We start from the raw sequence: 21,463 nt of genomic DNA on the forward strand, positions 1-21,463 counted from the left end.
CGAGACTCCCGTGACCCACAGCATCCGCCCCGGCGAGATCATGTTCGACGCACAAGGCAAACGAATCCATATACATGGCGGCTCCATTCTCACGCTGGACGGACTGTACTACTGGTACGGTGAGGACAAATCCCAGTCCACGCCAGCCACCGGACGTTGGCACAGCGGTGTCAGGGCTTACAGGTCCTCCGATCTGTTGACCTGGCAGGACATGGGCACCATCATCCCAGCGGAGCCGGATGTTCCTGATTCGCCACTGCATCCCGGGGCCATGATGGACCGGCCCCACATCGTGCGTCACCCAACGACGGGCAAATTCGTTTGCTGGATGAAAGTAATGCATGCTGACGGCAAGCAGCGCTCCTGGGTTTACCAGGCTGAGCGATTCGAGGGACCCTACGAACTAATGCGACCAGGATTTGAACCGTTAGGGATGAGTGCCGGCGACTTTGACCTGGTGGTAGATCCTGACACCGGTCGAGGCTACTACTTCTTTGAGCGGGTTCACTCCGAACTGATATGCGCAGACCTGACGGAGGATCTTACGGACGTGACGGGTACTTTCAGCTCCCATTTCCCACGCCCGCATCCTCCTTTCGTTCGCGAAGCGCCAGCCTATTTCCGCCATGAAGGCCGTCATTACCTCATCACCTCGGGCACCAGCTGGTACTTCCCCAACCGCTCCGAAGTAGCAGTGGCCGACGATTACCACGGACCTTGGACCGTTCTGGGGGACCCACACAGAAACGACGCCACAGGCACCTCTTTCCACTCGCAAATATCCTCGGTTCTCACCCTCGAAAGTGGACGTCACATCGCACTTGCCGATCGATGGCTTCCTGACATGCCTGACGACATGATCCGGCGCTCGTGGGCGGCAACAGAAGCTCAATTCACCGGCGGAACACCCGACCCCGAGATTGATGCGATAGTTCAGGCCGGAGCTCCCGACACATCGTCGGCCCGCCACGTCTGGCTCGAAGTTCGATTCGAAGACGGCCGTCCCGTCATCGAATGGCAGGACGCCTGGAGTCCCGAAAGCAACACCCGCTAGAGGCCAGCGCGCCGCAGATATATCCCTATCGAACCTCTCATGTCAACCGGTTGACCGATTGACGGGAGAGCGGTAGTCTCCTCTGAAACGTTCCACTGAGTGCGTTTTCCCCACACACCCGCCGCAGACAAAGACCGTCTGCCAGCGCCCTGGGGCCCCCAATGAAGGAGGACCATGACCATAAATTCCACACTTGTCCGTCACGGCGGGATCTGTATCCTGACAGCATCGCTGCTGCTGGGATCCGGCCTCGGAAGCGCAGTCCCGGCATTGGCAGCCGCGCCTGAGTGCGTTGCCATTGCCGGTGCCATGCAGATCAATGCCGACTGCATCGATCCTCAATTCGCTCAACCCGTTATCGACAGCGAAACGGACGAAACATCTCCCGTCGCCCACCACCGGATCCGCGCGCATTTCGAGGGCACCAACATCCAATTCAACGTCTACTTCCACGCCAAACAGGACCTCGGCAAATGGGAAGGGCGCTTCTTCCAGTACACCTATCCCACGGCCTTCACTCCCGAGGAGGACACCTCCCGAGCCGACGACCGCGCCATAGGCTTCGCGCTTTCCAGCGGTGGATATGCAGTTCAGGCGGGCAACAAATCCGTGGCACTGGGGTACCGGCACACCGCCGCAGCCGCTAAGTTCGCCGAAACATTGGCGGCAAGATACTACGGAAGCAACCGGAAGATTTCGGGATATCTCTACGGCCCGAGTGGCGGCTCCTACCAGACGATCGGCGCAACCGAGAACAGCACCGGCGTATGGCAGGGTTTTGTACCGATGGTCCAAGGAGTCCCCCAACCCACCAGCTACAACTTCCTGGGCCGCTCAGCCGCTGAACTGATTCTTGGCGACAAAGCCGAGCAGATCCGCAACGCACTTCTCCCAGGTGGCAGCGGAAACCCCTATGCCGGCCTCGATACCGCCGAGCAGGCCATGCTGAGAGAAGTCCACGCACTTGGGGTTCCATGGAAGGGCTGGCAGTTCCCCGACTACCTCCTCGGACGCTCCGGTCAGTATCCCAATGGCCTGGACTCCAGCGCTCCTTTGTCATTCGACCCGAGCTACGCCAAAGACTTCTGGAACGCCCCGGGGTACCTGGGCACTGAGACCTCCCCGTTGGGAGAACGGGTCCGGACTGAACTCGCGAAGATGGGCGACACAGTCGACAACCGCTGGAACATCGCAAACCGCTTCTACTACCGCTACCAAACCCCTCCCGCTAGCGAAGGCTGGGTCGGACTGCAGCAGTTCCTCAAAGCTGACGGCACCCCTCTGTATCCTCAGCGGCCCGTGAAGGATCCCGGCTTCTACGGCTTCGTCTCGGGCAACACAGCCTTCGATGGATCAATCAACGGAAAAGTCATCGTGGTGGACAATCTTTACGACACCGACGCCCTGCCTCTGCACGCAGACTGGTACAGGAAACGCGTCGAGGCCAGCCTCGGCGACGCCGCGTCTGATAGCTACCGGATCTACTATAACGACCACGCAGACCACCAGGACGCACCCGTCTCGGGGGAACGAGCCAAGCACTTGGTCAACTGGTACGGCATGGCCGAACAAGCCCTCCGTGATGTCGCCGCATGGGCCGAAAACGGGGTAAAACCGCCGGCATCCACCAAATACCAGATCTCGGATGCCCAGGTTGTGGTGCCTGATAACGCAGCGGCCCGGCGCGGTATCCAGCCCACGGTTGACCTGACAGTCCAGGGTAAGGAATCGGCCACTGTAAAGCCCGGTCAATCAGTCAAGCTCAAGGCCAAGGCTCAGGTGCCTCCAGGGGCTGGTGAGGTAGTCAAAGCCGAATGGGATCTTGACGGCGACGGCATATATGAGGACGCGCCGCTGACCCGCATCGGGAACGTCGTCACGTTGCAAACCAGCGCGGTGTTCGATAAGCCCGGCACGTACCTGGTTGCGCTTCGTGTGACCTCTGAGCGTTCCGGAGACCCGTCAGCCACGTTTGCCTTGGCGCAAAACCTCGACCGCGTCCAGGTCCTCGTGACGCCGGGTGGGTAAAGAACCCACCCTGACTCGAAAAAGACGCCTGAACAAAGCAGAAGGCCCCCGCCAAAGGATTGACGGGGGCCTTCTCGCAAATATGAAGGGAACGAATCAGAGGGCGGTCAACCCGCCGTCGACCGTGAAGATGCCCCCGGTTGCGTACGCTGAATCGTCGCTGCCCAAGTAGACCATGATGCCTTCTACGTCAGCGGCGCGGCCGGCCCTTCCGAGCATGGTGGCATTCACCAACCCGGCTCGACTTTCGGGGTCATCAGCGATGGTTCGTACGAGCGGCGTCTCGGTGTATCCGGGGACCACGATGTTGACCCGTATGCCGGAGGCTGCGTAGTCCGCGGCGACCACGCGGGCCAGCCCATGAACTCCGGCTTTGGAGCTGGTGTATGCCGTGAACGTCTGACCGCAAGCCACAACCGCCGTCGGACTTCCGGTAACAATGATTGATCCTCCCCGGCTCTCCATGGCGCGAACAGCGTGCTTCAGTGTCAGAAAGGCGCCGCGCTGGTTGACTGCGACGGTGCGCTCCCAGACATCAAGGTCCAAATCGCCCACCTTTGCGTCCTGCCCGAACAGTTGGACTCCGGCGTTGGCTACGACGATGTCCAGGGCCTGGCCCCTGTTTGCAACGCTGAACGCTTCAGAGACACTGGCTTCATCCGAGACGTCGATGTGTACCGGTACTGCACCGACGGTGCCGGTACCGGCCGCTGCCTTGGTGGCCGCTTCAACGTTGATGTCCGCGAAAAACACCTTCGCACCTTCAGCTGCGAATCGTTGGGCGACCGCCAGTCCGATGCCCGACCCCGCCCCTGTGACAAGTGCCGTCTTCCCGAAGAGTCGATTGCTGGTCATGAGGACCTTCTTTCCGCTGGAGTGTGCTGGTGGGTCGCTGTCCACGGTTCGAGGACCAGGTTCTTTGTATTACCGTCGGGCAGCTGGACAGTCTCTGTCATACGTTCCGCCGTCAGGTTGGCCGCGTAGATTTCAATTCCGTCCTCCGACTGGACCGGGTAAAGCACCAAACCACGCCGACTTCCCCTGGTTTTGAAGATACTGCGACCACGTAGCGCGGCAATGGAATTCAGAATCCTCCCAGCAGGTGTCAGGCCCGTCGGGGAACTGATGCCCCGCGGCCCTGCCACTTCAAAGTAACTGAGGCTTTGGACTCCGGGAATGCTGAGGGCTGCGATACTGCCCAGCACCCAGGCCGCCGCGAACTCATCTGTCTGGAGCGAATCGGTGGGGGCTTCATCCGGGGTTTCGTCCGTGGCTGTGGTCGTGGATACGGCGTTGAACCGCGGTTTGAGCGTCACCGGGCCCACGTGAAGCGGACGTCCTCCCGAGATTCGCAGGGCGTTCCGAGCCGTCAGCCGTTGCATCGGAAGGCTTTCCACCAGATGGGGTATCTCCGTGGCGTGCATTTGGGGAGTGATGCTATAGACCAGTGCCTCGGCATCAGCCGGCACCATGTGGGCGTTGCGGTTGAGCTCCGTGAAATGAGACCGGGCACCTGCGACGAGCGAGGCGGTCAAACCTGCATCGTCCGCAGCGGATTTCAGGCCGTCCCACAGGTCGGGTTCCGTTATGTGGCGGGTTGAATGGAAAACACCGAGCCTTGCAATGTTCCGGGTGGGAACAAGCTTCAGTATTGCCGCTACTTCATCGGGTGTTTCGGTGCTGAGGCGGACATCCAAGGGCAGGTGAAGGGACTCAGCCAGTTCGCTGGCATGCTTGGCAAGCTCCGCCAGTCCTGGCGCTCCGGCGACGAGTTCAACCAGCAATGACTCGGCACCTTCAAGAGTCTTGTTTTCTGACTGCACATCAGAAATGAAGACAATGGGCAAGGACAACGCCGGGACAACGGACGCGACTTCTGGGGTGATGACCAGGTCCTCAACGCCGGTTGTTTCAGGTGTGGGACTATCACCAGTCGATGCGGTGAGCCTCACGCTCTGGTGCAGCCGGCTTCCTGCCGGTATATCCATAGGGAATGGCAGAGCCAGCGGCCGGCTGTACGTTTTGAAGGACGCATCAGTCCAGTTGCGTTGGTCCTCCGTTTCGAAAACATCGCCGGTAAATGACAGGTTGAAGTCCACCACGTCCCGCCGCCAGCTCATGGAGGCGATTTCCCGGAAAGGCTGGTGTGGACTGATGTCCACCGGGAACCTCGACGGCGTCTGGCCGCCGGCGTTCCCCCCGATGAGTACTTCCCTTCCTGCGTCATCGGGCCTGTGAAGCACAACCAACCCAATGCGGTTGCTCTGGAAATCGGCGGGCGATTCGCCGTCGAAAATCACCTCGAGGGAATCGGCGGAAAAGGCGATTCCCAGTGTCCCGGAATAGCGGCAGCCGAACCCGTCAAATTCAAGATCCAGGAGCAACGAAGTGCCCTCCGTGGCCGGAATCCGCTCAATGCCCCGGACCACCGGGGCCAGCGTTTGCCAGTCCTGGTCCCGGACTACCGCGCGAATTCCCCGCAGCACTGGAACGCCCCGATAGCTGATGTCAGCTATCTCATCGTTGCGTAATTCCGCCCGCCAAGCACCTGCCTCAAGCACTTCGGATGCTGCGAAGAGCCGTTCACGGTAACTGTTCATGACGGTGCCTGGTTCACGCGAACGCGAACAGCAATGTAGGGACGGACGGGCAGCTCAACACGAGCCCGGCCTGAGAAGGTTCCAGGCAGCGTCTCAATGGTCATGGCCCAAGTGTCGATAATGTCGATGACGGCGTCGCGTCCTTCAGGGATTCCCACTGTGAGATACCGGTACTGGCTGTAGCCGTTGTAGTGGAGTTCGTACTCCCCTGCGACGCCGCCAGCAGGAGTGGGCGCGGTAAGGCGCAGCGGCTCGAGGCGTCCGCTCGGGGACTCGGCGACGAGCTTGTCGAGGAAAGCGATCCTGTCTGCGCTTTGGCCGAGCAATTCGCCGCCTTTTGCCCACCAGAGTTCATCGTCGGGGTGATAGTAGGTTTCCCCGTGGGTGTAGTAGCCGCCGCGCAGATTTGTTTCCCAGACACGTCGAACAACTTCCTGGGCCGACAGACTCCCCCATTCGTATTCGAGATCGCCTTCATAGCCGATTTCATCCATGATGACCGGCTTGCCCCACTTTTCGCGCAGATCCTCCACCAGCTCAGCCGTCTTGTAGTAGTCCACCTTCTGCAGACTGCAGTGGGTGGCCCACTGCACGGAGAAGTCGTAGATCCGAGTGCCGTTGTGAATGGACAGAAGGTGGTTGGCGTGATCTTCCTCAGTGACGATATTCGCGAAACGCTGCCAGTCTTCGGGTGTTTTTGTGGTGACAAAATCGTATTCGTTGGCCAGGGACCACCAAACATTGGGAATGGCTGCCAGGCGGCGCACTATATAGCGAAGGTACCTGTCGTCAGCTGCGGCTCCTAAATCCTGGAAACCCCAACGGTCGTAGGGGTGGAAGAGGATGACGTCCGCTTCAATGCCCAGCTTGCCAAGGTCTCGGATGCGGTTTTCGAAGTGCTGGAAGAATGCCGGGTCAAAACGGGTCGTGTCCCAGGTTTCGCCCTCGCGTTCGAAGGGGTAGAGACCGGGATCGTTGTCATTGAAGATGAACCCCTTGGGAAAGACGCACATCCGGACTTTGGTGAAGGGGCTGGTGGACAGCGTGTCCAGGGTCTTCTTTTCCAGCTCAGGACTTTGGTGGGTCCAGGCGTACAGGGTGGTGCCCACCGGCCGGTACACCCCGCCGTCGGCGTAGGAAAAGTGGAAGGTCTCGGCAACGCGGACAACTCCCCGGGCGGCTCCGGTTTCAACAACTATGGATCCGGTGTGCCCGCTAAGGGACCGGGCGGTTGACTCCGTCCTGAATTTCCATTGACCTGCCGTCTCGGGAAGGAATCGGATAACGTACCGGCCGTTGCCGTCGTAGAAGCCTCCTGCCCGGATTTCTTTGCCGTTCAGGGAGAAGTACGCATGCAGTTCAACGTCCGTGAACGGGTTGCCGTGCGAGGGCCCGTCCAAAGCGATTTCCACCGTCTCATTGACGTGTCCCGTCTCCGGTGCGATGAGTGTCGCGGACGCTTGGGGAACTTCGGCGTCCTCATATTCGGGATTGGGTTCGATCGCCGGCTCCTGTACCCGGTCCGGGACTTCGATGACGGACAGTTGCGACCACAGTCGCTGCTGCGCTGCTTCTTTCACGCGGAAAACAGTCGCCAGAGCCCCAATGGGCAGGTCCAATGCACCGCCGAACTGGTCCGGATTGCGGACCACTTCCGGCAACGCTTCGGACAAAGCGGCCCTTCCCGCTTCATAGTCAAGAATCAATCGGGCCTGTGTGTGTTCACCCATAAACGCCATGGTTTACTACTTTCTCTTTTGGTGGCCCGTCATTTCGGCGCCTTCTAATGTAAATCTCCCAGATGCCCGCAGCCGCAAGGGCTACGAACATGCAGATGGCGGCCCCGAACGGCAGAACGTCCAATGAGATCCGGTCAATCACTACGCCGCCCATGAAAGCTCCTCCGCCGATCCCGACGTTGATGGCAGTTGTTTGCAAAGCAGCGGCTACGTTGCGCATCCGTGGGGATGCCGAGATCATCATGCGCGTTTGCAGCATGACCGGCACGCCACCGAATACAGCCCCCAGCAAACCCGACAACACCCACACGGCTGGCTCGGACCCAGACACGGCTGGCAGGGAGCCAAGAAGCCCCACAAGGACGGCGAGGGAACCGAGGAAGAGCCGAATGGGGAACTTGTTGTAGAGGACCCCGGTCAGGGCCACTCCTACGGCGCTGGCAACGCCACCGAGGAAGAGCATTACTGGAACGGCCGCAGGTGCCACGTGGACTACATCCAGCAACCACACGACGTTGAATGTTCCAAAGCTGTTTTGGGCGCCGACCACAAGGATGATGAGCAGGCACACGATCAGGATCGCCGGAAGCGACGCATCCCTACGCGCGCCAGGAGGTTTCTTTGGGGAGTGTTTCAAGCTGCTTCGAACGGCGACAGATGGCAGCTTCCAGGCCATCAGCAATCCAGTCAGCACAACAAGCGCTGCCAGCACCCCGAATGAGACGCGCCATCCGAAGGCCTGCCCCAAAGCGTTTCCCAGAGGTATTCCCACAACTCCTGCGACTGATCCGCCTGCAGCCGTGAGTGCGGTTGCCTTGGCAAGCTGAGTGGGACGAACCAGATGGGCCGGGTAGGCGGCGACCACGGACCAGAACGCCCCGTGTGCCAAGGCTCCCAGAACGCGCGACGCCAGCAGTAATTCAAACGACGGCGCCAGGACAGTGGCGATGTTGCCAACCCCAATAAGGGCGAAGGCAATCAGGATCAAAGCCTTCCTCGGGACCCGGCGGGTGAGAACGGCTACAGGGGCTGCCGTCAGGATGACGGTTAGAGCGAAAACCGTGATGAGGTTGCCAACTTCGCCGGCTGAGCGGTCCAAGTCAGCAGCGATCTGCGGGATCAGCCCGCCCGGCAGAAACTCGGTGGCCATCGAAATAAAGATTGCTGCTGACAGCGCGAGAAGTCCGTAAAGAGGGAAACTTTCGGTAGATGCGCCAACGGCTTGTTGCCCTGAACGGTCCGGTTTCACGGAAGAAGTCATCCTGTTCCTCACAAGATTGATGTTTCCTGCCGCGAAGACTGCGGATCAGTGGCCGTCTCGGCCTGTGGGTTAGTTGGTAGTTGTGACGCGCCGGACCCGGATAGCCATGTATTCGCGGCCGGGCAACTGCACGATGACCCGACCCTCAACCGGTTCCGGCAGCGTCGTTATCGTCATGTTCCACGTATCGATCACATCCACGTACCAGGAAGCGCCGGGCGGAACCAATACCGAACGGAAACGTGGCCGCCCGATCCCCAGGTATATGACCCGGTGGTCCTGGTCGCCTCCGGTGCGCGAATCCCAGTCGCCCGGGAGCGGATCCCATCGCGCGCTGGGAGCCTCAGCCACCAGCCGCCGGAGAAACCCGATTCGCTCGGGTGATTGACCCCTGAGGCTGCCTCCCTTGGCCCACCAAATGACGTCGTCATCGTCGAGGTACGTCTCCCCGTGAGAGACGTAGCCGCCCCGCACTGCGCCCTCCCAGCAGCGACGCACCATTTCCTGGGAGCTAAGGTTGCCCCAACCTTCAGCGACATCACCTTCATAGCCAACCTCATCGACAATCACGGGTTTACCCCAGCGTTCGCGCCACGCGTCGGTGTTCTCGGCGGACAAGTAGTTGTCAGTGCGCTGGACGCTGCAGTGGGTCACCCAAGGCTGTGAATAGTCGTAGAAGGAAACTCCGTTATGGATAGAAATGAGGTGCCCCACGTGGTCTTCCTCTCCGACGATGGCGGCGAACCGCTCCCAATCCTGCTCGTTCTTCGATTGCATGAAGTCGTACTCGTTGGCCAGGGACCACCAGACATTGCGGTCGGCACCGAGCCTGCGGACGATGTACCGCAAGTAGAGGTCTTCCGCCCACTCCGGCATGGCGGAAAAACCCCATCGGTCGTAGGGGTGAAACAGGATCAGGTCCGCCTCGATCCCCAGTTCTCGGAGCCCGTCAATCCGTTGTTCGAGGTTGCGGAAAAAGGCGGGGTTGAACCGGCTGAAATCCCAGCTGCCATCAGGGTTCTGCTCAAACGCGAAGCTTTCGGGCTCATTCGCGTTGTAGGAGTAGGACTTAGGGAACACGCACATCCGGATCTTCGTAAAGGGGCTTTCAGCCAGGGTATGCAGCGTCTGTTCCTGCAGTTCGGCGCTTTGGTTGGTCCAGGCGTAGGCGGTGGTTCCGAACGGCAGGTAGGGAGTTCCGTCGGCATATGCGAAGTGGAAGGTGTCACGAACACCTACAGGACCACGATTGCCCTTTGCGGGCGCTGTGGCCTCGACGGAGCCCGCGGCTCCGTCGAGGTCATCGGAATTCGAATTCACCACGAACTGCCAGGTTCCGGCCCGCGGTGGCATAAACCGAATACGGTACGTGCCTTCGCCGTCGTAAAAGCCGCCTACGCGCACCGTTTCGCTGCCGGATTGGAATGTCGCTTCGAGTTCAATTTCCGTGAACGGATTCCCGGCTGACGGGCCGGCCAACACAACTTCGGCCACGCCCCACTGTTGGGAAGGGATCGCTGGGCCTTGCGCAGAAGGCTGCACCACGCCGCTGACTACCGGGTCTCCCCAAATGGCGGGCTTCGGGGCATCATCTGCCGTAACTACAATGGGGGACGACTCGACAGCAGCCATATCCCGCCAAAGTGCATTAAGGTCCGGCGCCTGCGCACCAACGCCACGCGCCCAGTGTGATACTTCGTCCAGGGTAGCCAGGGGCGCCAGGGTCCAGTCATTCCACGTGGCGAACCCGGGAATGTGCAGCTCCAGAACCCGGGAAGCGGCAGGGTCTGCCAGGATGTCCCTGACTAGAGCATTCTTCGTGAAAGGCAATGGAATTTCCTAGATGTGAGGGGTGTAATTGACTGACACTATTGACCCGCTGGCTTCGGCGCCTTCGAGGGTCAACATGCGCCCTGTAAAACCGGAGGCAACCTCCGTGGACAGATGCCGCCCATCCAGGCGGCCCAGCTGTACTATTCCCGTCCGCTGAACGACAGAGAGCACAATGTCATCCGGCCCGCCGTGGCCCAAGGGGACTGTCGGAGAGTCGGCGGAGACGCTTTCAATCTGCAAGATGGTGGTTGCCTCAGCAGGGGACGAACCGAGGTCGACCGTTAGCCCACCGATACGGGCCCAGGCCTGAACGACGTCGTTCCGAACGGTGATCCCGTAAGAGTACCTGTCGTCCATGCGCAGCAGGAAGCTGCCCTGTCCCTGGATGGTCGCTGTTGCTGTCCACCTTAAATCCTTCACACGGGTGCACAGCATTCCCGGTGAACCGTCCGGCATTGGTAGGAGCGTCAAGCCACCCTGTGGGTTGCGCTGGGCGACGTTCTCCGGCTCCCCCGCCGGTACCACCCATCGAGAGTTCAGATCAGGGGCGGAAAAGTCGTCCGCAAATGCGGTGTCTGCTATCGGGACGCGAAAGCGGTCCTCGTCAAAGACCGGCCAGCCGTCCACCCAGTCGATGCCCGCAAGAAAAGTCTCGCGGCCAAGAACATGGAATCCAGGCGTGGATCCCTTGGGGCGGACTCCCAGATACACGGCCGCCCATCCGCCGTCGGGTGCCTGGACAAGGTCGGCGTGCCCAACGTTCTGGACGGGATGGATCGAACTGCGGTGGGTGAACACCGGGTTGCTGGGACAGGGTTCAAACGGCCCCGATGGATGCGTGCTGCGGGCAGCGGTCACGCAGTGGCCGCGTTCCGTACCGCCCTCCGCCAGCAGAAGGTACCAGTACTCCCCGATGCGGTACAGATGGGGTGCCTCCACCGCGCCCATTCCGCTGCCCTGCCAGATCGGATACGGCGCTTCGCGAAGCATTCCGGTGCTGGTATCAAGGCGGGCCTGAAGGATCCCGGTTTCACCTTCGGAAAAGTTCATGGCCTTCCAGCTCAGGTAGCAGTCGCCGCTGTCGTCCCAGCACAGATCAGGGTCGATGCCTATGGCGTCCCCGATGAACACCGGCTCGCTCCACGGTCCGGCCGGATCGCTTGCCCGGACCAGCACTTGCCCAGCACCGAAGTCACTGACGTTGGTGGTAATGAACCAAAAGGTCCCGTCGTGCTCGCGGAGCGTGGAACCATAAATCCCGGTCGACGGCAGGGGGTTGCCCAGCCGGAACTGGGTCCGCCGGTCCAAAACGTGGCCGATCTGTGTCCAATTCACCAGATCAGTGCTGTGGAAGATGGGTGCACCCGGGAAGTACTCGAAGCTGGAGGTGGACAGGTAATAGTCCTCCCCTGCCCTGCAGATGGTGGGGTCAGGATAGAAACCGGAAAGGATCGGCTGGACGGCAGAGCTCGCCGGCAGCGCACGGTCCGCAGTGAAGTACGTTGAGGTCGCTGTCATTCTTGGGAGCCTTTCAGTATTCGGGCAACCTTCTCCCGCAGAGGAACGTTCCGGTTTATCCATGGTTCGGGAACCAAGGCGTATCCCAGACTGCCGACAGGCTGGTCCAAATATCTGGCTAGTTTGTCCGCGGTCTGCGCCTCACCTTCGGGTGCAATGCCGGTTTCGACGGCGGCGTCCACCACTGCTGACCAAGTGAGAGGCTGGCGGTCCAAGAGTTCGCGGATCGTCAGGGCATTACTCTCCCCGGTGTTCGGAGTGGGATCGGCAATGGTCCACGTGTGGGTTCCGTGCGACACCATTTCCGGTTCCCTCGCGCCAGGGACGTGAACGGTGGCACTGGCGCCAACCGGGACGGTAACGTCGAGGGTCAGCTGTCCCCCCGCCCGCCGCCACTGAACCGAGGCTTCACCGTAAGGTGTCAGGTGACGTGCAGCAGCATGGGTGAGCGCCGCCGTCGGCCGCGGTTGGACGGTGATCGTCCTGTACCCGGGTGACGCCGGCGCCAGGCCGGCGACAGTCCGGTGCAGCCAGTCCGCCACGGCGCCTAAGGCGTAATGGTTGAACGAGGTCATACCGCCAGGGTTCACACTGCCGTCCGGCCGCAGGCTGTCCCATCGCTCCCAGACCGTGGTGGCACCCATGGTGACGGGGTAGAGCCAAGAGGGGCACCCGGTTTGGAGGAGCAGACGGTAGGCGACGTCGACTTCGCCGGCGGCAGTCAGAGCATCGCAAACGAGCGGTGTGCCAACAAAACCGGTGCTGATCCGGAAACCGCTGACGCGAACCAGATCAGCGAGCCGTCGCCCCGCCTCCTGGCGCTGGTCTTCGCTGGGCAGGAGCGCCCACTCCAGTGCCATTGCATACGCTGTTTGGGTGTCGGAAAGAATCCGACCCGAGGGGGTCACATAGGAACGGGCAAATGCGGCGCGCACCTCTGCGGAGAGCTTGTGGTACGTAGCTGCGTCCTCATCGTGGCCGAGTATGGCGGCGGTATGGGCCAGAACCTCGGCAGAACGCGCCAAATGCGCGGTAGCGACGACGTCGGGGTCCGTTTTGGCCCTGGCAGCGTCTTCCGGCGGGGCGCTGGGGTCCAACCAGTCCCCGTACTGGAACCCGCCAGTCCACAACATGTCGTCGCCGGCCAGTGAGGCCACCTTGGCAAGGTACTTGCACGCGCTTGGGTACTGCTGTTCCAGGATCTGGCGGTTTCCCGTCCTTTGATACAACGTCCACGGGATAAGGACAGCTGCATCACCCCATGCAGCCGTAGGGGTGTTGGTGAACTCCGAGTGGATGACGTCCGGAACCACGTGCGGTACAGACCCGTCGGGAAGCTGCTCGGCGGCCACGTCGCGGAGCCAGGAACCAAGGAACCCGCCAATGTCGTAGAGGAATGAAGCTGTGGGGGCGAAGATCTGGATGTCTCCGGTCCATCCGAGTCTTTCGTCGCGCTGCGGGCAGTCAGTTGGCACATCGACAAAGTTTCCGCGGATGCTCCAGTTAACGTTCTCGTGGAACCGGTTCAGCAGCTCATTCGACGATGAAAACCATCCAGTACGCTTCAGGTCCGAACCAATGACGACAGCCTCAATATCCTCGGCCTTCAGGTCCGGAACACCAGTGACTTCGGCGTACCGGAAACCGTGCAGTGTCAAGGACGGCTCCAGGGTTTCCTCCCAGGCCCCGGCCACGACGAAAGTGTCAGTAGCCTTCGCGGACCGCAAAGGCTCGGTGCAGAGTTCATCGTTTTCAAGGACTTCGGCATGCTGAATAACCACTTCGGCGCCCGACGGAAGACCGTGCGTCCGAAGGCGGACCCAGCCCACGAGGTTTTGTCCAAAGTCGACCAGCGTCTTCCCGGCAGGAGAAGTAAAGACAGACGCCGCCGGGAGTACATCGGTTGGACGGATGGCTGGGCCTTCCGGGGCCACTAGCAGTGAATGATCCGCGGGAATGATTTCTACAGCACTGGAGGGAGAATCAGTGATGCCGGCCTTCTTGCGAAGGTCGGTACTCTGGCCGTCGTAGAGGTCGTCGGCAACAATGTGGCTGTTGCGGGCGGTCCAGGAATCATCGGACAGGAGAACGTGGACGGAACCGTCCACCGTGGTGACTTCAAGTTGCGCCAAAACGGCCAGGCGGTCTCCGTAGATGGCACGCTTGTTTTCGAAGCCCAGACGCCCTCGGTACCAGCCGTTACCCAGCAGCATCTCCAGGTGGTTCGCACCCTGCCGCAGCAACGACGTGACGTCATAGGTCTGGTAGCGAAGACGGTTCTCGTACGAGGTCCAGCCCGGTGCCAGCACGGTGTCGTCGATGCGCTGGCCGTTAATGGTGGGGACATAGATGCCGTGCGCTGTGGCGTAGAGCCGGGCTTTGATGATGTCTCCAGGCAGGTCCAGGATCCCGGAGAGGATGGGAGCCGGCATGCCGGCTCCACCTATCTCGGCAGGGCTAACAAAATCGGCTACCCAGTCCGATGCATTGAGGAGGCCGGCTTCGACAGTTGAGGCTTCGCTCCAGTCACTCCAATCTGCACCATCTGTGACACGAACCCGTACTGCGGCGGACTCCCTGGAACTCAGCTCAGGCGCGGGCCACGGGACCAGCACCTGATCGTTGCTTTCGACCCGGTAGACCTTAACTGCTTCACCGCGTGTGACCTCAATGTCGTAGGCAGATTGGGTGTAGCCGGCATCAGCGGCCGGCACAAACCATGAGAGCCTCGGCGTTGGGTTACCCAGCCCAATAACTGGTGAAGAGTCGGTTCGTTGATCAAAGCGTAGGCCTTGGGGAGCGGCAACATGTGCCATGAATGTCTCCAGACGGTGTTGTAACAGTTGTCTGCCCGGTCAGGGAGGGCAGCTGGTTAAGCGGGACGGTCAGAGCTTGGCGGGGGCACCTTGGTGTACATCGGCGGCCTTTTCGGCGGCCAGGAGCTGCAGCCGGGCGGCTCTGCGTTCACGTTGCTTTTTCGGATCTGCCACGGGCGCTGCCATCTGAAGGCGGCGAGTGTAGTCATGACGTGGTGCACGGGCTACCTGATCAGCCTCCCCAATTTCAACAACTGAGCCTTGATACAGCACGGCGATGCGGTCACTGATGGAGTTCACAACGCCCAGGTCGTGGCTGATGAACAAGTACGCGACGCCGGTTTGTTCCTGCAGTTCCTTGAACAGGGTCAGGACACGGGCCTGAGTGGTAACGTCCAGTGCGCTGGTCGGCTCGTCGCAGATGATGACGGACGGATCAAGAGCAAGCGCGCGGGCGATCGCGATGCGCTGGCGTTGCCCGCCCGAAAACTCTTTCGGGTATCTGCTGCCCGAATCGCTGGGCAAGCCGACCGAATCGAGCAGCTCCCTCACGCGCTGACGACCTCCCGGCGCACCAGCGGCGGCCATGGGTTCCACCAGAATGTCTTCAACCGTCATGGAGGGGTTTAGCGACGAGTAGGGGTCTTGGAAGACCACCTGGATGCCTCGAGCCACCTTCCGCCGCTGAGAGCGGGAGATGTTGCTGATGGTCTCACCGCGGAACTTAATGCAACCTTCGGTGACGGGTGCGAGTCCAAGGATTGCCCGGCCGATGGTCGTCTTGCCAGACCCGGATTCACCCACCAGGCTCAGGGTTTCGCCAGCCTTCAGGTCAAGGCTGACGTTGTCTATGACCTTCTTCGAAAGCCCGTGCCGCCCGGTATAGGTCACTACGAGGTTTTCGACTTGGAGTATGGGAGAAGTCACCGTTACGCCTCCATCAGTTCTACGCTGCGCGAGGATTCCAGCAGCGTTTTCGTATAATCCTGCTCGGGACTGCTGAACAGCGATTCGACATCGTTTCGTTCCACAATCCGGCCGTTCTTCATGACGCTCACCGTGTCGCATAGATCTGCGACGACGCCCAGGTTGTGGGTAACGAGGATCATGGCCAGACCGCGTTCGGTGCTGAGCTCACGCAGCAGCTCAAGTACTTCAGCCTGCACCGTGACGTCCAGGGCGGTGGTTGGTTCATCGGCGACGATCAGGTCCGGGTCGCCGGCGACGGCACCGCAGATCAGGACCCTTTGGGCCATACCTCCGGATATTTCGTGTGGGTAAAGGCGCATGACACCTTCGGGGTTGCGGATGCCAACGCGTGTCAGCAGTGCGATCAGTTGTTCTTTGGCCTCTTTTTCACTGATCTTCTTGACGGCCCGGAGGCCGTAGACGAGTTGCGCACCGATGGTAAATGAGGGATCCAGGTTGGACATGGGCTCCTGCGGGATGTAGCCGATGCGTCGGCCGCGGGCGTTCTTGAGTGCCTTGTCGTCCGCCAACAGGTCTTGGCCGTCCAGGTAGATGCTGCCACCGAGGATGAGGGCTTCCTTAGGGAGGATGCCCAGCGTTGAAAACGCCATCTGGGATTTTCCGGATCCGGATTCACCCACAAGACCGTGGATTTCACCGCGGCGGACGTCCAAGTCGACGCCGTGCACCACCGTGCGGACACGATCGGGGCCGTCCGGATAGCCGACTTTCAGACCGCGGATGGACAACAGGGCGTCATCGGATCCTGACGGCGTAGACGCGGTCCGAGCATTCTGGGCTTCGGTGAGCATCGCGCGTCGGCGCGATTTTTTCAATGTCTTGTTGTGAGCCGAGGATTGCAGGACATCACGGAGGACGTTCCCCAACAGGATGAGGGCAAGAATGGTGAGGCTGATCAGGAGCGCCGGCCAGAGCACTCCGAACCGGTTGTTATAGATGTTGCTGTTCGCGTTCTGGAGTATTCCGCCCCACGACGGTTGTTCAGGATCCCCGAGGCCAAGAAACTCCACACCAGCCTGGATGGCAATGCCCGATGCTGCGACAAAGGAGCTCTGAATAACCACGGGGGCCCTGACAGCCCAAAGCACGTGCCTGCCAATGATGCGCTGGTCTGAAAGGCCCACAACTTTAGCTGCGTCGATGTACAGCTCCGTCCGCACCCCCAGAACGACCGAGCGCACAAGCCGGTAATAGGTTGGGGCGACCAGCACGCCGAAGACTGCCATGGCGACCATGACGTTCGGTCCGGTGAGAGCAAACAGAGCAATCAGCAGAACAATGCTCGGCAAAGACATGATGAGGTCGGTGACGAAACCGGCGATGGCTTCGAACCTGCCTCGGTAGAAACCGGAGAGGAGTCCGGTGGTGACACCGAGCAGGACCGCGATCACCAACACCAGCAACGAGCCAATGAGAGTGCCATTTGTACCCCACATCAGCTGTGAGAGGATGTCGCGACCGGCACGGTCGGCGCCGAAGAGATGGCCTTCGGAGAAGGGTTGTGCGTTCACCGAGTTCAGGTCCGCCTCATTGGGCTGGAAGGGGGCCAGCCAAGGGCTAAGAACCCCGAACAGGATCACCAACAGCAGGAACACGATGCAGATCATGCCCTGTGGGTTTGTCAACAGGCGCCGCAATACGGAACGGCCGGCTGCAGGGACCTCGGCTTCAGTCTCAATCATGCTTGCTTCAGCGCTCATCGGGTCCTCGCTTTCGGGTTCAAGACGGAATTGGCAAGGTCGCCTAGGAAGTTCACACACAGCACGATGATGATGGTCACCACGACAGTTCCCATCACCATGGGTACGTCGCCTTGCTGGGCGGATTGGTTTGCCATTTGTCCCATCCCGGGAAGTGCCATGACTTGTTCAACGAAGATGGCACCGCCGAGCAGCCCCAGGGTTTGGAGGCTGAGAACCGTCAAGCCGGGGCCGCCTGCATTCCGGAGCACATGTCTGAAAATAACGTGCGACTCCTTGAGCCCCCTGGCCCGCAGGGTCCGGACAAAGTCCTTGGAGAGCGCGTCCAGGACAGCTCCGCGGAACTGGCTGGCTGCGCTGGCCACTGAGCCGATAAGCAATGCTATGACCGGCAGGGTGACGGAGAGAATCCAGCCACTGAAGCTCCGGTCGGGGGAAACATACCCTGTAGCCGGGAACATCCGGACGGATATGGCGAAGATGAAAACCAAGGCGATGGCGATGATAAAAGGAGGAACGGCGGCTCCCAGAACTGAAATGAACTGGAGCACCTTGTCGAGCCAACCGCCGTAGACGGCCGCTGCCACGCCGAGGAGGACACTGAGAATCAAAGTAAAGATCAATGTGAGGATGACCAAGGTCAGGGTCACCGGCACCCTGGTCGAAAGAGCCGACGTCACGGTTTGTCCCGTAAAGAAGGATTCGCCGAGGTTGCCGGTGACCGCGTTGACCAGCCAGTCGCCGAATTGCACAAGCAATGGACGATCGAGGCCCAGATCGACCACTTTGCGTTGAACATCAGCCTCTGTCGCCTGGTAGCCCAGGATGGCCCTGGCAATTCCCGTTCCGTTGCCAAACATGAGACAGAACGTTGCAAAGCTGACAAGAAGGAGTATGGCCGCGGAGCGGAGAAGGCTTTTGAGGAGAGATAACATCACTGTGGTCGCTGGGTCTCTTGTGTTCGTTTACTTGAAGTCGCGCAGGAGCGGGTGCAGACCGGAGAAGTCGCTGGATTCCTGGACATCAACCTTGGGGTTGGATGCGTAGAAGCGGTCCATGTAGGCCATCGGAACAAACCAGGCCTGCTCGGTGACGTACTTGTTCAGGTCCTGCTGTGCCTGCTTGCGCTCGGTATCCGATCCTGACAATACCGTGGCCCACAAAGCGTCAACCTTGGCGTCCGGCTGATGGGAGACATTCCAAATGCCGTCCTTGAGAACGTAGTCACTGATGTCCTGCAAGGATTCGCCGTAGTTGCCCAGCTGCCACAGCGGCACCGGGAACTTTCCGCTGAGAAGCTCGGAGATAGCGTTCGGTCCGGACAGGGCAACCTGCTCGACCTTGATGTTGATCTGGGCCAGCTGCTGGGTGATGTACGGCATCAGCGTTTCGTGATTCTGGCCGGTCATCGTCGGAATCTGCAAGGTGAATCCGTCAGAGTATCCGGCCTTTTCCATCAGCTTCTTGGCTTCGTCGACGTTGAAGGGGTATGGGTCTTTCATGTCCGGGATGTAGGCATCGCTTCCTTCACGGAAGATCTGATACGCCGGTGATGCGTGGCCCTGGTACAGCTTCTCGGACATCGCGTTGCGGTCAAAGACCATGTTCATGGCTCTGCGGACATCGAGGTTACCCAGGGCTGGGACCTTCTCGCCCAGGTGGTCGGTGATCAGCAGGCGCGTGGTGCTGCTGCCCTTGAGAGTCTGGATGTTCTCGCCTGCACCCTTGGCTTCCTCAAGGGTGGCCGAGGAAACGATCGTGCCGTCGATCTGCTCTGTTTTCAGGGCGTTGACCGCTGCTGTCTCGTCTTCGAGAACCTTCAGGACAAGCTTCTTGTACGGAAAGCGGCTGCTGTCCCAGAACGAGTCGTTCTTAGTGAACGTGTAGACCGAGCCGCGGGTGGTGTTCGCGACGTCCAGAGTGTAAGGGCCGGAGCCGACCGGCACATCAAACTTCTTGCCCTGGATGGATGCAGGTGTGGCGATCTTGGACTCGCACATGCGCAATGCAAGCAGCGGGTTCGGCGCGGGCCAGGAGATGACTACGGTCTGGGTGTCAGGGGTCGTGACGGTGATTCCTGCCCAACGGCTGGAAGCTCCGCCGGCAGTTGCATAGTATTCAGCGTTGGTCTTCACCGCAGCAGCATCCACGGGGGTGCCGTCCGAGAACTTTACGCCCTCGCGCAGGTGGAGGGTAGCCGTCTTCTGATCGGCGCTGAACTCCCATTTGTCGGCCAGAGATGCCTCCGGCTTACCGTTTTTGTCGCATCGCAGCAGGGAATCCCATACCGCGTCGGCGCTCCAGCCCTGGTAGCTGGGCTGAACACCCGGGTCCCAGCCTTGAATGTCAGCGGTCATGCCGATGGTCAGGATTTCTTTGCTCGATGAGCTTCCGCTCGTGTCGCCCGTCTGGCCACCGCTCGTGCAGCCTGTTAAGGCTGCAAGCCCAACGGCCAAGGGGGCCGCAAGGGCGACTAGGGCACGTCGTCGTGTGCGTCGCATGAATAACTCCTTTGTTGTTGAGGGCAGGAACGCTGCCAGCAACGGCCGCCGATTTTCGAGTCAAAGACGTCGAATCCGGAACGTGCAACGTTGTCCAAAAGAACACTAGGCTAGAGCATCAGCGCCGTCAAGAGATTTTTGTTGCCCATCTCACGCTGCCAGCCAGATAGCCTTTTGATGTAGGCATTTTTGACGGGTGTATAGATTTATTGAGGTCCATTTCTACCGAAAGTTCTGATACTAGTGGTGCAACGTTGTCCATCGCGATACACTGAGCTGGCCATCAAATCACAAAGAAGGGGTCGTCGGTGACACCCAACCGAACCACAGCTACGGACAAACCAAAGCGGGCAACTCTTCAGGACGTTGCCAGCGAAGCGGGCGTGTCGTTCTCTGCGGTGTCAAAGGTCATCAGGGGGGCCTCGGGCGTTAGCCCGCAAATGCGGGAGCGTGTCACAGCCGCCATCGAAAAACTGGGGTACCGGCCGCACGCAGGCGCCAGGGCAATGCGTGGAAAGTCTTACACAATCGGGGTCATGATTGTGGAGATGAGTTCGCCATTCCAACCCGAAGTGGTTCAGGGAGTCACCGATGCACTTGAAGGTACGCCCTACCAAGAGGTCCTCATCACAGGCGGAGTATCGCCCGCCCGTCAGAAGAGAAGTATTGAGGCCCTGATGGACCGTCAGGTCGACGGCCTCATTCTCGTCGCACCCTGGATGGAAGCGGAGTGGCTCGAAGAGTTGGGCAGAAAGATCCCCACAGTGGTTGTCGCCCGACATGGTGCCGCCGCCAACTTTGACACGGTGGTCGACGACGAGTACCAAGGTGCCCGCCTGATGGTTGACTACCTGGTCTCGCTCGGCCATGATCGGATCGTCCATACCAGCATGCCATCCGGCGGGCTTGAGCCTTTCGTCCTCTCGCACACGGCACGCCGGTACGGCTATGAGCAAGCAATGACGCGCCACGGACTCGTCCCGGAAATTGTGGAAACTGCGTATTCAGAAATCGGCGGCTACGACGCCGCGATCCAGACTTTCTCCGGAGATGATCCACCCACCGCTATTTTTGCGGGAGCGGACATCGCCGCACTCGGCGTCCTTCGTGCCGCTGAAGAACGTGGACTCCGTGTTCCTGAAGACCTTTCCGTTGCTGGCTATGACAACATCTATGTGTCAGCCATCGGCCGGATCTCGCTCACGACAGTTGACCAATCAGGCCAGCTCACCGGAGCCAACAGCACCCGCCTGCTGCTCGAACGCATCGAGGGCCGGACCCAACCAGCACATTACGTGATCGCACCGCAGCTGGTACCGAGAAACACCAGCGCCGCGCCCGCGAGGCAGTCCGTAGCCCTTCACATCAATCGTTAGAACTACCCAGAGGAAGTTCGAGAGGCCCACATGCGCATGGACGGCTT

The 21,463-nt window shown here is 60.3% G+C and carries 14 protein-coding genes; 3 read left to right on the top strand and 11 right to left on the bottom strand.

Translation table 11 applies throughout. The annotated features are described in order from the left end of the window. The first annotated feature begins 10 nt into the window (after window positions 1-10). Both QF015_RS03015 and QF015_RS03020 read left to right on the top strand, forming a co-directional pair. The gene (locus QF015_RS03015) at window positions 11-1,054 is read left to right on the top strand and encodes a family 43 glycosylhydrolase (RefSeq protein WP_429386855.1); all 1,044 of its coding nucleotides are present in this window, start codon (window positions 11-13) and stop codon (window positions 1,052-1,054) included. 174 nt (window positions 1,055-1,228) lie between these two features. Continuing rightward, window positions 1,229-3,082: a PKD domain-containing protein gene (locus tag QF015_RS03020; RefSeq protein ID WP_429386856.1), complete on the top strand. Its 1,854-nt coding sequence runs from the start codon at window positions 1,229-1,231 to the stop codon at window positions 3,080-3,082. A 96-nt stretch (window positions 3,083-3,178) separates the two neighbouring features. Here QF015_RS03020 and QF015_RS03025 read toward each other — a convergent pair whose 3' ends face one another. From QF015_RS03025 to QF015_RS03075, 11 genes are all read right to left on the bottom strand, one after another. Continuing rightward, the gene (locus QF015_RS03025; RefSeq protein WP_429386858.1) at window positions 3,179-3,937 is read right to left on the bottom strand and encodes an SDR family NAD(P)-dependent oxidoreductase; all 759 of its coding nucleotides are present in this window, start codon (window positions 3,935-3,937) and stop codon (window positions 3,179-3,181) included. After that, complete coding sequence (locus QF015_RS03030; RefSeq protein WP_429386859.1) at window positions 3,934-5,682, bottom strand: hypothetical protein; 1,749 nt, start codon at window positions 5,680-5,682, stop codon at window positions 3,934-3,936. Before QF015_RS03030 ends, QF015_RS03025 begins: the two co-directional genes overlap by 4 nt. Beyond that, window positions 5,679-7,412 (bottom strand): DUF5060 domain-containing protein, encoded by a 1,734-nt coding sequence (locus tag QF015_RS03035; protein WP_429386860.1) that lies wholly within the window; start codon window positions 7,410-7,412, stop codon window positions 5,679-5,681. The genes QF015_RS03030 and QF015_RS03035 overlap by 4 nt, the downstream gene beginning before the upstream one ends. Further along, window positions 7,405-8,682 carry an MFS transporter gene (locus QF015_RS03040; RefSeq protein ID WP_429386862.1) on the bottom strand — a complete coding sequence of 426 codons (1,278 nt, stop codon included), beginning with the start codon at window positions 8,680-8,682 and terminating at the stop codon, window positions 7,405-7,407. The genes QF015_RS03035 and QF015_RS03040 overlap by 8 nt, the downstream gene beginning before the upstream one ends. A 69-nt stretch (window positions 8,683-8,751) precedes the next feature. Then, window positions 8,752-10,512, bottom strand: coding sequence for a DUF5605 domain-containing protein (locus tag QF015_RS03045; protein WP_429386864.1), 1,761 nt, complete (start codon window positions 10,510-10,512; stop codon window positions 8,752-8,754). A gap of 9 nt (window positions 10,513-10,521) precedes the next feature. Then, window positions 10,522-12,033, bottom strand: coding sequence for a family 43 glycosylhydrolase (locus QF015_RS03050; RefSeq protein ID WP_429386867.1), 1,512 nt, complete (start codon window positions 12,031-12,033; stop codon window positions 10,522-10,524). Further along, complete coding sequence (locus QF015_RS03055) at window positions 12,030-14,747, bottom strand: family 78 glycoside hydrolase catalytic domain (RefSeq protein WP_429386870.1); 2,718 nt, start codon at window positions 14,745-14,747, stop codon at window positions 12,030-12,032. The genes QF015_RS03050 and QF015_RS03055 overlap by 4 nt, the downstream gene beginning before the upstream one ends. A 171-nt stretch (window positions 14,748-14,918) precedes the next feature. Beyond that, entirely contained in the window at window positions 14,919-15,776 is an 858-nt protein-coding gene (locus tag QF015_RS03060) for an ATP-binding cassette domain-containing protein (protein ID WP_429386873.1), read from the bottom strand. 2 nt (window positions 15,777-15,778) lie between these two features. Continuing rightward, window positions 15,779-17,539, bottom strand: a complete 1,761-nt coding sequence (locus QF015_RS03065) for a dipeptide/oligopeptide/nickel ABC transporter permease/ATP-binding protein (protein ID WP_429386876.1) — start codon at window positions 17,537-17,539, stop codon at window positions 15,779-15,781. Further along, complete coding sequence (locus QF015_RS03070) at window positions 17,536-18,474, bottom strand: ABC transporter permease (RefSeq protein ID WP_429386879.1); 939 nt, start codon at window positions 18,472-18,474, stop codon at window positions 17,536-17,538. The genes QF015_RS03065 and QF015_RS03070 overlap by 4 nt, the downstream gene beginning before the upstream one ends. 30 nt (window positions 18,475-18,504) lie before the next feature. Continuing rightward, window positions 18,505-20,040, bottom strand: a complete 1,536-nt coding sequence (locus QF015_RS03075; RefSeq protein WP_429386882.1) for an ABC transporter substrate-binding protein — start codon at window positions 20,038-20,040, stop codon at window positions 18,505-18,507. A 308-nt stretch (window positions 20,041-20,348) separates the two neighbouring features. Here QF015_RS03075 and QF015_RS03080 point away from each other — a divergent pair, with 308 nt between their 5' ends. Next, window positions 20,349-21,416 carry a LacI family DNA-binding transcriptional regulator gene (locus tag QF015_RS03080; protein ID WP_429386885.1) on the top strand — a complete coding sequence of 356 codons (1,068 nt, stop codon included), beginning with the start codon at window positions 20,349-20,351 and terminating at the stop codon, window positions 21,414-21,416. The last annotated feature ends 47 nt before the right edge of the window (window positions 21,417-21,463 follow it).

It is taken from the genome of Paenarthrobacter sp. TE4293 (assembly GCF_050435325.1).
GTDB classification, from domain to species: Bacteria; Actinomycetota; Actinomycetes; order Actinomycetales; family Micrococcaceae; genus Arthrobacter; species Arthrobacter nitroguajacolicus_C.

What these genes read in the sequence shown, in the direction of transcription:
- QF015_RS03020 (WP_429386856.1), top strand. Translation starts at nt 1,229, where the DNA reads ATGACCATAAATTCCACACTTGTCCGTCACGGCGGGATCTGTATCCTG.
- QF015_RS03025 (WP_429386858.1), bottom strand. Translation starts at nt 3,937, where the DNA reads ATGACCAGCAATCGACTCTTCGGGAAGACGGCACTTGTCACAGGGGCG.
- QF015_RS03030 (WP_429386859.1), bottom strand. Translation starts at nt 5,682, where the DNA reads ATGAACAGTTACCGTGAACGGCTCTTCGCAGCATCCGAAGTGCTTGAG.
- QF015_RS03035 (WP_429386860.1), bottom strand. Translation starts at nt 7,412, where the DNA reads ATGGGTGAACACACACAGGCCCGATTGATTCTTGACTATGAAGCGGGA.
- QF015_RS03040 (WP_429386862.1), bottom strand. Translation starts at nt 8,682, where the DNA reads ATGACTTCTTCCGTGAAACCGGACCGTTCAGGGCAACAAGCCGTTGGC.
- QF015_RS03050 (WP_429386867.1), bottom strand. Translation starts at nt 12,033, where the DNA reads ATGACAGCGACCTCAACGTACTTCACTGCGGACCGTGCGCTGCCGGCG.
- QF015_RS03065 (WP_429386876.1), bottom strand. Translation starts at nt 17,539, where the DNA reads ATGAGCGCTGAAGCAAGCATGATTGAGACTGAAGCCGAGGTCCCTGCA.
- QF015_RS03070 (WP_429386879.1), bottom strand. Translation starts at nt 18,474, where the DNA reads ATGTTATCTCTCCTCAAAAGCCTTCTCCGCTCCGCGGCCATACTCCTT.
- QF015_RS03075 (WP_429386882.1), bottom strand. Translation starts at nt 20,040, where the DNA reads ATGCGACGCACACGACGACGTGCCCTAGTCGCCCTTGCGGCCCCCTTG.